6 protein-coding genes are annotated in these 10,304 nt (G+C 63.3%); 2 read left to right on the top strand and 4 right to left on the bottom strand.

Annotation, left to right across the window (positions count from 1 at the left end; genetic code table 11):
* Positions 1 to 41: 41 nt before the first annotated feature.
* The 3 genes from lhgO to APH33_RS14380 form a co-directional block, all read right to left on the bottom strand.
* Positions 42 to 1,235, bottom strand: coding sequence for an L-2-hydroxyglutarate oxidase (gene lhgO, locus APH33_RS14370; RefSeq protein WP_054885781.1), 1,194 nt, complete (start codon positions 1,233 to 1,235; stop codon positions 42 to 44).
* Positions 1,236 to 1,339: 104 nt separating this feature from the next.
* Positions 1,340 to 2,050 (bottom strand): FadR/GntR family transcriptional regulator, encoded by a 711-nt coding sequence (locus APH33_RS14375; RefSeq protein ID WP_054885782.1) that lies wholly within the window; start codon positions 2,048 to 2,050, stop codon positions 1,340 to 1,342.
* Positions 2,051 to 2,249: 199 nt separating this feature from the next.
* Entirely contained in the window at positions 2,250 to 2,603 is a 354-nt protein-coding gene (locus APH33_RS14380) for a hypothetical protein (RefSeq protein WP_054885783.1), read from the bottom strand.
* 276 nt (positions 2,604 to 2,879) lie between these two features.
* Between APH33_RS14380 and APH33_RS14385 the strand changes: the two genes are divergently transcribed.
* Positions 2,880 to 7,745 carry an NAD-glutamate dehydrogenase gene (locus APH33_RS14385; RefSeq protein ID WP_054885784.1) on the top strand — a complete coding sequence of 1,622 codons (4,866 nt, stop codon included), beginning with the start codon at positions 2,880 to 2,882 and terminating at the stop codon, positions 7,743 to 7,745.
* A 167-nt stretch (positions 7,746 to 7,912) separates the two neighbouring features.
* Here APH33_RS14385 and APH33_RS14390 read toward each other — a convergent pair whose 3' ends face one another.
* Positions 7,913 to 8,731, bottom strand: a complete 819-nt coding sequence (locus APH33_RS14390; protein ID WP_054885785.1) for a pyruvate, water dikinase regulatory protein — start codon at positions 8,729 to 8,731, stop codon at positions 7,913 to 7,915.
* Between the two features lie 191 nt (positions 8,732 to 8,922).
* On the opposite strand from APH33_RS14390, the gene ppsA reads away from it, so the two are divergent.
* The coding region (gene ppsA, locus APH33_RS14395) for a phosphoenolpyruvate synthase (protein ID WP_082433607.1) at positions 8,923 to 10,304 on the top strand (1,382 nt) is incomplete at its 3' end.

Genomic DNA, 10,304 nt, shown 5'->3' on the forward strand with positions numbered 1-10,304 from the left:
GGGGTTCCTTATTGTCTTTGTAGTTGTGGGTGAAGCAGATTTCAGCGGGCCTTGAGGATCTTCGCGGCGATCATCTGGCCGATCGGAATGGCCGAGGTGGCAGCCGGCGACGGGGCATTGCAGACATGCACCATGCGCGGGGTCTCGGCGAACAGGAAGTCATGCACCAAGGTGCCGTCGCGCATCACCGCCTGGGCGCGAATACCCGCCTCGTAGGGCAGCAGGTCTTCCACTTGCAGCGACGGGCAGTACTTGCGGCACTGTTCCAGGTAGCCGCGCTTGAACAGCGAGTTCTTCATCTCGGTGGTGCCGGAGCCGAGGTTGTTCCAGAGGGTTTTCCAGAAGCCTGGGAAGCTGGCGTACTCGGCGACGTCGCGCCAGTTGAGCGAAAACTTGCGGTAGTTTTCGCGACCGAAGCCGAGCACGGCGTTCGGGCCGACGGTGACGCTGCCGTCGATCATGCGCGTCAGGTGCACGCCGAGGAATGGCAGCTCCGGGTCGGGGATCGGGTAGATCAGGTGGTTGACGATCTGGTTCTTGCCGGCCGGCAGGCGGTAGTACTCACCGCGGAAGGGGATGATCTGGTGGTCGATCTTCACCCCGGCCAGGCGCGCCAGGCGGTCGGACTGCAGGCCGGCGCAGGCCACCAGCTGGCGGGCGCGCCAGGTGTGGCTGTCGGTGCCGACGGCGACATGGTCGGCATGCTCCTGGATGGCACGCACGCGGGTGGACAGGTGCACTTCGCCGCCAGCCTGGCGGATCACCTTGGCCATGGCGTTGCACACCTGGGTGTAGTCGACGATGCCGGTGGCATCGAGGAACAGCGCGCCCTTGCCGACGATGTTCGGCTCACGTTCGGCCAGTGCGGCCGCACCCAGTCGCTCGACGTTCAGGCCGTTCAGTTGCGAGCGCTCGTACAGCGCCTGCATGCGTTGCACTTCCAGGTCATTGGAGGCCACCAGCAGCTTGCCGCAGACTTCGAAGGCAATGCCGTGCTCGGTGCAGAAGTCCTTGGTCGCCTGGGCGCCGCGCTTGCACAGTTCGGCCTTCAGGCTGCCAGGCGCATAGTAGATGCCCGCATGGATCACCCCGCTGTTGTGGCCGGTCTGGTGGCGGCCGAGGCTGGCTTCCTTCTCCAGGATCAGCAGGGATGCGCCCGGGCGTTGTTCGAGCAGGGCCATCGCGGTGGCAAGGCCGACGATGCCGCCGCCGATGATGCAGTAGTCATAAGTCATGCAGGGGTACCTTGGTGTTCTTGTCGGTGGATCTGCTTATCAGGTTGTCAGACTAAGTAATGCGTAAAAAAGGCCCGCGTCAGGCCACGTCGGTTTCTCCGGGGTCAGTCGAGGGCGGGGAGGTCGATCTTCAGGCGCTTGGCCGAGGCACGCAGGTGCGCTTCGGCGCAGGCCGCGGCCGCCTGGCGGTCGCCATCGGCTATGGCCTGGTACAGCGCCTGGTGTTCACGATTGGCATCGGCCGAACCACCCACCGAGTGGGCAGCGGAGTTTTCCCAGGCGGTGCGCCTGGCACTGGCCAGCTGGCCACCGAGGAAGTCGTGGAAGGCCACGAAGTAATCGTTCTTGCTGGCTTCGGCAATCGCTCGGTGGAAGGCCACGTCGGCGGCCGAGGCGGTGGCGAAGTCAGTGCGCTTGTCGAGCATTTCCTGCAGGGCCTTGGCCATGTGGGCCAGGTCCTGCTCGTCGCGGCGGCGGGCGGCGATGGCGGCGGCCTGGGTTTCGATCCACAGGCGCATTTCGAACATCTGCACCAGGTCCGGCTTGCGGCCATTGCTGCCGGGGAAGCGGAACACGGTACCGGCGGGTGTTTGCGAGATGTAGGAGCCGAGCCCGCGCCGGGCGATCAGCACGCCGTCGGCCTTGAGCTGCGCCACCGCCTCGCGCACCACCGAGCGGCTGACATTCAGCTGTTCGGCCAGTTGCTGTTCGGTGGGCAGGCGCGATTCGGCGGCCAGGCGGCCGGAGTCGATCTCGGCGCGGATGGCGCTGACGACCCGGTCTACCAGGGTGTCGGGGCGCTGGAGCTCTAGCATGGAAACGGTTGCCTAGTTATCAGGTTGTCAGACAATGCCTGTGATGGGGCAGGGCTGTCAATGCTTCCTGGGAGGAAGCGGTAAGCAGGTCCGGTCCTTTCGCGGGCACGCCCGCTCCCACAGGTACGGCGCAGGTTTCAGAATTTGCACAATCCCTGTGGGAGCGGGCGTGCCCGCGAAGAGGCCGGAACAGGAATACTCAGAGCTCGCTGACGAAGGTACCGGTGCCATCCAGGATGTTTTTCAGGGTCAGCGCCACTTCCTCAAGGTCGGTCCCCGCCGAAGTCAGCACGATCTCCAGCGCCTCATCCCCTTTCAGCGCATCACGATCCCCGGCCGCCACTTCGATCAGCAGGCGTTGTGCACTCAAGGTCACTTTCAGCCCATCCAGTGTCGACGGCTCGTCATCCAGGGTCAGGTCGACGGTGTCTTCGTCCGGGTAACGGGTCAGCAGAAACATCTGCCCCTTGTCGCTGTGGCAGCACAGGGTCGCCATGTTGTCTTCCTCGTCATCGCAAGGGGTGGCGAACAGCACGGAGGTTTGAATTTGCATGACGGCGACTCGGGTCAAGGGAATTGAAAGGGAATTCTGACAGCCTTGCACACATCCATAAACGTAAAGTTGCCAGCCCTTGACCGAAATTGTCGCAGCCTCGCAAGCGGCAATGACCGCTCAGTCGTTAAGCTTCGGCGAGCCCTGGACGTGCCTGCCACGTTCAACGTCTGGTTTTTACCGTCCGGCTTGCCATGGGTTGGCTATCGTTGATCCGTAACATGGCGGACGTGCGCGACGCTTCAACCATTACAAAGCCCAAGCGGAGTACCACAGATGGCGTTCTTCACCGCAGCCAGCAAAGCCGACTTCCAGCATCAACTGCAAGCGGCCCTGGCGCAGCACATCAGCGAACAGTCCCTGCCACAAGTGGCGCTGTTCGCCGAGCAGTTCTTCGGCATCATCTCTCTGGACGAACTCACCCAGCGCCGGCTTTCGGACCTGGCCGGCTGTACCCTGTCGGCGTGGCGCATCATCGAGCGCTTCGACCCCGAATACCCGCAAGTGCGGGTGTACAACCCCGATTACGAGCGCAATGGCTGGCAGTCGACCCACACCGTGGTAGAAGTGCTGCATCACGACTTGCCGTTCCTGGTCGACTCGGTGCGCACCGAGCTCAACCGCCGCGGCTACAGCATCCACACCCTGCAGACCACGGTGCTGAGCGTGCGCCGGGGCGCCAAGGGCGAACTGCTTGAACTGCTGCCCAAGGGCACCCAGGGCGAGGGCGTGCGCCACGAGTCGCTGATGTACCTGGAGATCGACCGCTGCGCCAATGCCGCCGAGCTGACGGTGCTGGCCCGCGAGATCGAGCAGGTGCTGGCCGAAGTGCGTGTGGCGGTGGCTGATTTCGAACCGATGAAAGCCAAGCTGCGTGAAGTCGTCGCCGAAGTGGAGAACACCGCCTATGGCCCGGCCCAGCACGAAAAGGGCGAGGTCAAGGCCTTCCTCGAATGGCTGCTGGATAACCACTTCACCTTCCTCGGCTACGAAGAATTCACCGTCCAGGCCGACATCAACGGTGGCCAGATGGACTACGACGAACAGTCGTTCCTCGGCCTGCCGCGCCGCCTGCGGGTGGGCCTGACGGCGGAAGAACTGCGCATCGAAGACTACGCCGTGGCCTACCTCAACGAGCCGCTGCTGCTGTCGTTCGCCAAGGCCGCGCTGCCCAGCCGCGTGCATCGCCCAGCCTACCCGGACTACGTGTCGATCCGCCAGCTCGATGCCGACGGCAAGGTCATCAAGGAGCACCGCTTCATGGGCCTGTACACGTCGTCGGTGTACGGCGAGAGCGTGCATGCCATCCCTTACATTCGCGTGAAGGTCGCCGAAGTCGAACGCCGTTCCGGCTTCGACCCGAAAGCGCACCTGGGCAAGGAACTGGCCCAGGTGCTCGAAGTGCTGCCACGCGACGACCTGTTCCAGACCCCGATCGACGAGTTGTTCAACACCGTCATGTCGATCGTGCAGATCCAGGAACGCAACAAGATCCGCGTGTTCCTGCGCAAGGACCCGTACGGGCGCTTCTGCTATTGCCTGGCCTACGTGCCGCGCGAGATCTACTCCACCGAAGTGCGGCAGAAGATCCAGCAGGTGCTGATGGAGCGCCTGAAGGCCAGCGATTGCGAGTTCTGGACCTTCTTCTCCGAATCGGTGTTGGCGCGCGTGCAGCTTATTCTGCGGGTCGACCCGAAGAACCGCATCGACATCGACCCGCAGCAACTGGAAAACGAAGTGATCCAGGCCTGCCGCTCGTGGCATGACGACTACTCGGCGCTGGTCATCGAGAACTTCGGCGAAGCCCAGGGCACCAACATCCTGGCTGACTTCCCCAAAGGCTTCCCGGCTGGCTACCGCGAGCGTTTCCCGGCGCATTCGGCGGTGGTCGACCTGCAGCACGTGGTGGCGCTGTCCGAGCACAAGCCGCTGGCGATGAGTTTTTACCAGCCGCTGACCCGCCTGGGCGACCGCCTGCTGCATTGCAAGCTGTACCATGCCGATACCCCGCTGGCGCTGTCGGACGTGCTGCCGATCCTGGAAAACCTTGGCCTGCGCGTACTCGGCGAGTTCCCATACCGCCTGCGCCACACCAGCGGGCGCGAGTTCTGGATCCACGACTTCGCCTTCACCTATAGCGAAGGCCTGGACCTGGACATCCAGCAGCTCAACGACATCCTGCAGGATGCCTTCATCCACATCGTCAAGGGCGACGCCGAGAACGATGCCTTCAACCGTCTGGTGCTCACCGCCGGCCTGCCATGGCGTGACGTGGCGTTGCTGCGTGCCTATGCCCGTTACCTGAAGCAGATCCGCCTGGGCTTCGACCTTGGCTACATCGCCAGCACCCTGAACAACCACACCGAGATCGCCCGCGAGCTGACCCGGTTGTTCAAGACTCGCTTCTACCTGGCGCGCAAGCTCACCAGCGAAGACCTGGACGACAAGCAGCAACGCCTGGAGCAGGCGATCCTCACCGCCCTGGACGATGTCCAGGTGCTCAACGAGGACCGCATCCTGCGCCGGTACCTGGACCTGATCAAGGCCACCCTGCGCACCAACTTCTACCAGCCGGATGGCAACGGCCAGAACAAGTCGTACTTCAGCTTCAAGTTCAACCCCAAGCTGATTCCCGAGCTGCCCAAGCCTGTGCCGAAGTTCGAGATCTTCGTCTATTCGCCACGGGTCGAGGGCGTGCACCTGCGCTTTGGCAATGTCGCCCGCGGCGGTCTGCGCTGGTCGGACCGCGAGGAAGACTTCCGCACCGAAGTGCTGGGCCTGGTCAAAGCCCAGCAGGTGAAGAACTCGGTGATCGTGCCGGTCGGCGCCAAGGGTGGCTTCCTGCCGCGCCGGCTGCCGCTGGGCGGTAGCCGTGACGAAATCGCCGCCGAGGGCGTGGCGTGCTATCGCATCTTCATCTGCGGCCTGCTCGACATCACCGACAACCTCAAGGACGGTGGCGTGGTGCCGCCGGCCAACGTGGTGCGTCACGACGACGACGACCCGTACCTGGTGGTGGCAGCCGACAAGGGCACCGCGACCTTCTCCGACATCGCCAACGGCATCGCCATCGATTACGGCTTCTGGCTCGGCGACGCGTTCGCCTCGGGTGGCTCGGCCGGTTATGACCACAAGAAGATGGGTATCACCGCCCGTGGCGCCTGGGTCGGTGTGCAGCGCCACTTCCGCGAGCGCGGCATCAATGTGCAGCAGGACCCGATCACCGTGATCGGCATCGGCGACATGGCCGGCGACGTGTTCGGCAACGGCCTGCTGATGTCCGACAAGTTGCAACTGGTGGCGGCGTTCAACCACCTGCACATCTTCATCGACCCGAACCCGGACCCGGCCACCAGCTTCGTCGAGCGCAAGCGCCTGTTCGACCTGCCGCGCTCAGCCTGGAGCGACTACGACACCAGTATCATGTCCGAAGGCGGCGGGATCTTCCCACGCAGCGCCAAAAGCATCGCCATCAGCCCGCAGATGAAGGAACGCTTTGCCATCGAAGCCGACCGCCTGACCCCGACAGAACTGCTGCACGCGCTGCTCAAGGCACCGGTCGACCTGCTGTGGAACGGCGGTATCGGTACTTACGTCAAGGCCAGCACTGAAAGCCACGCCGATGTCGGCGACAAGGCCAACGATGCCCTGCGGGTCAACGGCAACGAACTGCGCTGCAAGGTGGTAGGCGAGGGCGGCAACCTCGGCATGACCCAGCTCGGTCGTGTCGAATTTGGCCTGCATGGCGGCGCCACCAACACCGATTTCATTGACAACGCCGGTGGCGTGGACTGCTCCGACCACGAGGTCAATATCAAGATCCTGCTCAATGAAGTGGTGCAGGGTGGCGATATGACCGAGAAGCAGCGCAACCAGTTGCTCGGCAGCATGACCGACGAAGTGGCTGGCCTGGTGCTGGGCAACAACTACAAGCAGACCCAGGCCCTGTCGCTGGCAGCCCGCCGCGCCCGCGAGCGGATCGCCGAATACAAGCGCCTGATGGCCGACCTCGAAAGCCGTGGCAAGCTGGACCGAGCGATCGAGTTCCTGCCGTCCGAGGAACAGCTGGCCGAGCGCCTGGCGGCTGGCCAGGGCCTGACCCGCGCCGAGCTGTCGGTGCTGATCTCGTACAGCAAGATTGACCTCAAGGAGCAGCTGCTCAAGTCGCAGGTGCCGGACGATGACTACCTGACCCGCGACATGGAAACCGCCTTCCCGCCGTCGCTGGTCAGCAAGTTCGCCGACGCCATGCGCCGTCACCGCCTGAAGCGCGAAATCGTCAGCACCCAGATCGCCAACGACTTGGTCAACAACATGGGTATCACTTTCGTACAGCGCCTGAAGGAGTCGACCGGCATGAGCCCGGCCAACGTCGCCGGGGCCTATGTGATCGTGCGTGACATCTTCCACCTGCCGCACTGGTTCCGCCAGATCGAGGCGCTGGACTATCAGGTGCCGGCGGAGATCCAGCTGACCTTGATGGACGAGCTGATGCGCCTGGGCCGCCGCGCCACCCGCTGGTTCCTGCGCAGCCGCCGCAATGAGCAGGATGCCGGGCGTGACAGCGCGCACTTCGGGCCGAAGATCGCCCAGTTGGGGCTCAAGCTCGACGAGCTGCTGGAAGGCCCGACCCGCGAGCGCTGGATGGTGCGTTACCAGAGCTTCGTCGACGCCGGCGTGCCAGAATTGCTGGCGCGCATGGTTGCCGGCACCACCCACCTGTACACCCTGCTGCCGATCATCGAGGCCTCGGACGTAACGGGCCATGACCCGGCGCAGGTAGCCAAGGCGTTCTTCGCCGTGGGCAGCGCGCTGGACCTGACCTGGTACCTGCAGGAAATCAGCAACCTGCCGGTGGAGAACAATTGGCAGGCCCTGGCCCGCGAGGCGTTCCGTGACGACATCGACCTGCAGCAGCGGGCGATCACCATCTCGGTCTTGCAGATGGCCGATGCGCCGCAAGACATGGACGCCCGGGTGGCGCTGTGGGCCGAGCAGCACCGGGTGATGGTCGAGCGTTGGCGCGCCATGCTCGATGACCTGCGCAACGCCACCGGCACCGACTATGCGATGTACGCGGTGGCTAACCGCGAGCTGGTCGACCTGGCGCTGAGCGGGCAGGCGGCGGTGGTGCCGTCCTGAGTCAGGTAGTGAGGTAAAAGAAAGCCCCGGCAGCGATGCCGGGGCTTTCTTGTATTCCTGTGCCGGCCCTCTCGCGGGTAAACCCGCTCCCACAGGTACTGCACAAGTCTCAGGATTGGTGAGTTTCCTGTGGGAGCGGGTTTACCCGCGAAGAGGCCAGTGCAGGCTTACTTGAACCTGCGCTCCACGCCTTTCTCCACCAGGATCTTCGCCGAAATCTCTTCCACCGAAAAATGCGTCGAATTAATGTTGGGAATGTTCTCCCGGCGGAACAGGTTCTCCACCTCGCGCACCTCGAATTCGCACTGGGCAAAGCTGGAATAGCGGCTGTTTGGCTTGCGCTCGTGGCGGATGGCGGTCAGACGGTCGGGGTCGATGGTCAGGCCGAACAGCTTGCTGTGGTGCTTCTTCAGCACCGCCGGCAATTGCAGGCGCTCCATGTCGTCCTCGGTCAGCGGGTAGTTGGCGGCGCGAATACCGAACTGCATGGCCATGTACAGGCAGGTGGGCGTCTTGCCGCAGCGCGATACGCCGACCAGGATCAGGTCGGCCTTGTCGTAGTAGTGGGTGCGCGCGCCGTCGTCGTTGTCCAGGGCGAAATTCACCGCCTCGATGCGTTCCATGTAGTTGGAGTTGCCACCAATCGAGTGCGATTTGCCGACGGAATACGACGAATGGGCCGTCAGTTCCTGCTCGAGCGGGGATAAAAACGAAGAAAAGATGTCGATCATGAAGCCGTTCGACGTCGCCAGGATCTCGCGGATGTCCTGATTGACGATGGTGTCGAAGATGATCGGCCGCATGCCATCGCGCTCTGCGGCGGCATTGATCTGCTGCACCATGGTCCGTGCTTTTTCCGGGCTATCGATGTATGGACGAGTGAATTTATTGAACGGAATGCTTTCGAATTGAGCGAGCAGGCTCTGGCCCAGGGTTTCGGCGGTGATGCCGGTGCCATCGGAGATGAAGAACGCGGTTCGTTTCATTTGCGATCTGGGCCTTAAGCTGATGACGTTTCTTGGATATGATAAGTTCGGTTTGCCGAATGCGGCTGTCAGCAATTCTGCCATATTTTGCGAACCTATATTCCAGGTACAGGCCACAAGCGTCCGGCCCAGTCAACGAAGGCAGGCGGGCGCCCTTGAGCTTTTCCAATACAGTTAGTGGAGAGATCACCTTGGTAGAGTACGTAGTTTCCCTCGATAAGCTCGGCGTCCACGATGTGGAGCATGTGGGGGGCAAGAACGCATCCCTGGGCGAGATGATCAGTAACCTCGCTGGTGCCGGTGTGTCGGTGCCGGGCGGCTTTGCCACTACGGCTCAGGCGTACCGTGACTTTCTCGAACAGAGTGGCCTGAACAACAAGATCCATGCGGCACTCGATGCGCTCGACGTGGATGACGTCAATGCCCTGGCCAAGACCGGCGCGCAGATCCGCCAGTGGGTGATGGAGGCCGATTTCCCGGCCCGCCTGGATGCGGAAATCCGCACCGCCTTCGCCGAAATGTCCCAGGGCAACGACAACATGGCCGTGGCCGTGCGTTCCTCGGCCACCGCCGAAGACCTGCCGGACGCCTCGTTCGCCGGCCAGCAGGAAACCTTCCTCAACATCCGTGGCGTCGACAACGTGATCCGCGCGGCCAAGGAAGTGTTTGCCTCGCTGTTCAACGACCGCGCCATCGCCTACCGCGTGCACCAGGGCTTCGACCACAAGCTGGTAGCCCTGTCCGCCGGCGTGCAGCGCATGGTCCGTTCAGAAACCGGCACCGCTGGCGTGATGTTCACCCTCGACACCGAGTCGGGCTTCCGTGACGTGGTGTTTATCACCGGTGCCTACGGCCTGGGTGAAACCGTGGTGCAGGGCGCGGTCAACCCTGACGAATTCTACGTGCACAAACAAACCCTGCAGGCTGGTCGCCCGGCCATCCTGCGCCGCAACCTGGGCAGCAAGGCGATCAAGATGGTCTATGGCGACGAAGCCAAGGCCGGCCGCTCGGTCAAGACCATCGAGGTCGACCGTGCCGATCGTGCCCGCTTCTGCCTGAGCGACGACGAAGTCAACGAACTGGCCAAGCAGGCGATGATCATCGAGCAGCACTACCAGCGCCCGATGGACATCGAGTGGGCCAAGGACGGTGATGACGGCAAGCTGTACATCGTTCAGGCCCGCCCTGAGACCGTGAAGAGCCGCGCCAGCGCCAATGTCATGGAGCGTTACCTGCTCAAAGAGAAGGGCACCGTGCTGGTCGAAGGCCGCGCCATCGGCCAGCGCATTGGCGCCGGCAAGGTCCGCGTGATCAACGACGTGTCCGAGATGGACAAGGTGCAGCCCGGCGACGTACTGGTCTCAGACATGACTGACCCGGACTGGGAACCGGTGATGAAGCGCGCCAGTGCCATCGTCACCAACCGTGGCGGGCGCACCTGCCACGCGGCGATCATCGCCCGTGAGCTGGGCATCCCGGCCGTGGTCGGTTGCGGCAATGCCACCCAGGTACTAAAAGACGGCCAGGGCGTGACCGTATCCTGCGCCGAAGGCGACACCGGCTTCATCTTCGG

Source organism: Pseudomonas sp. NBRC 111130, from assembly GCF_001320485.1.
Taxonomy (GTDB): domain Bacteria; phylum Pseudomonadota; class Gammaproteobacteria; order Pseudomonadales; family Pseudomonadaceae; genus Aquipseudomonas; species Aquipseudomonas vlassakiae.

Bases quoted from the DNA above. Each gene is read 5' to 3' on its own strand.
- lhgO (WP_054885781.1), bottom strand. From the start codon at position 1,235: ATGACTTATGACTACTGCATCATCGGCGGCGGCATCGTCGGCCTTGCC.
- APH33_RS14375 (WP_054885782.1), bottom strand. From the start codon at position 2,050: ATGCTAGAGCTCCAGCGCCCCGACACCCTGGTAGACCGGGTCGTCAGC.
- APH33_RS14380 (WP_054885783.1), bottom strand. From the start codon at position 2,603: ATGCAAATTCAAACCTCCGTGCTGTTCGCCACCCCTTGCGATGACGAG.
- APH33_RS14385 (WP_054885784.1), top strand. From the start codon at position 2,880: ATGGCGTTCTTCACCGCAGCCAGCAAAGCCGACTTCCAGCATCAACTG.
- APH33_RS14390 (WP_054885785.1), bottom strand. From the start codon at position 8,731: ATGAAACGAACCGCGTTCTTCATCTCCGATGGCACCGGCATCACCGCC.